This window comes from Borborobacter arsenicus (assembly GCF_003934165.1).
Taxonomy (GTDB): Bacteria; Pseudomonadota; Alphaproteobacteria; order Rhizobiales; family Rhizobiaceae; genus Pseudaminobacter; species Pseudaminobacter arsenicus.
Genome location: NZ_RKST01000093.1, coordinates 1 through 1,368 on the forward strand (window position 1 = coordinate 1; position 1,368 = coordinate 1,368).

The following is a 1,368-nucleotide window of genomic DNA, read 5'->3' on the forward strand; positions in this document are numbered from 1 at the left end:
AGACAAGTCTCGTCAGATCATTCGCGAACGGCGTCGAAAAGGATATCGCCGCCGTCCGAAACGCCATCATCTCTCCGTGGTCCAACGGCCAGACCGAAGGCCAGATCACCAAGCTCAAATTCATCAAGCGGCAGATGTACGGCCGCGCCAAGATCGATCTGCTCCAGGCGCGTCTCATCGGCGCGGCCTGAGCCAAAGATGCAGCGAGTTTGCGTCAGACCCAATTTGGGCGCCGATATGGGGTCAGTTTTGGGTGCCGATTGACAAGTCACCGCCGCAAATGTGGCAAGGGCTTTGGCTATCGGAGGGATGACGATTGACGCTACGAAGCAAGCCTTTCGAGCTTTTTGGCAGTTCTGTGGCGATTTTCGACCGAAGTGCTGTATTTATGGAAGGTTACGACCGAAAATAATAGATTTCGACCACTGAGTACGTTATGATATTTTTCGACCTCTTCTCCCCTAGAAGAGGTAATTTTCGACGGACACGAGGATTTTTCGACCGATGCGCCTTGAACTGGCCCATTCGCCGCACTTTCAGGAGAGCCCCGTCCCTGACAAGACGCGCCTCGCAGGTTGGACTGCGCTTGTCAATGAGTTCTCCATCAGAGCGCCGGTTCGGCAGCCCAGCTGCGTTTCCGAAAAGCATATCAAAGGCAGCCAGCGCGAGGACCGCAGCTGGCGTGTCTTCGATAAACGCTACTGGCCCGGCGATAGCTTCGCCGATCACCTGACCTTCGCGTTCCGGCACGAGACGCCTGATCTCCTGATCCTCAAACGCATCTTTGATGCCGTTCCGGACAACGCCGTCGAAGAGCTGGTTCGCGCAGCGCCGACCGGCGTACCGGCGCGCCGCATATGGTACTTCTACGAATTGCTGACCGGAAAGACCCTCGATCTTCCCGACGCCCAAAGCGTTGCGGCCATCGATCTTGTCGATCCCGCAGCTTACTTCACGAGCAAACCGCGCCTCTCAAAGCGGCACCGCGTTCGGGACAACCTGCTCGGCACAGTGCGCTTTTGCCCTCTGATCCGGCGGACCAAATCGCTGGAAGAATCCATCGGGCGCGAGCTCGATCAAACGGCGCGCGAAACGGTTGGCCGCACCGGTGCGCACCTTGTCGCCAGAGCCGCGAGTTTCATGCTTCTGGCCGACAGCCGCGCGAGCTTCAAGATTGAAGGTGAGCGCCCGCCGCGCAACCGGCTGGAACGATGGGGCCGCGCTATCATGCAAGCCGGGCGCAACAAACTGGGGTCAGAACAAGAGCTGCTCGAAATCGTACGCTAAGCTTGAACGGAGCGGGAACGCTTGATTGACCGCATTTCAAAAAGGGCATCTATGACCGGACATTCTGGAACCTGATCGCCG

2 protein-coding genes are annotated in these 1,368 nt (G+C 57.9%); both read left to right on the forward strand.

All coding sequences use genetic code 11. The features are described from left to right. The coding region (locus tag EET67_RS25315; RefSeq protein ID WP_133308891.1) for a transposase at positions 1-191 on the forward strand (191 nt) is incomplete at its 5' end. A 313-nt stretch (positions 192-504) separates the two neighbouring features. Beyond that, positions 505-1,287: a hypothetical protein gene (locus EET67_RS25320; RefSeq protein WP_210211175.1), complete on the forward strand. Its 783-nt coding sequence runs from the start codon at positions 505-507 to the stop codon at positions 1,285-1,287. The last annotated feature ends 81 nt before the right edge of the window (positions 1,288-1,368 follow it).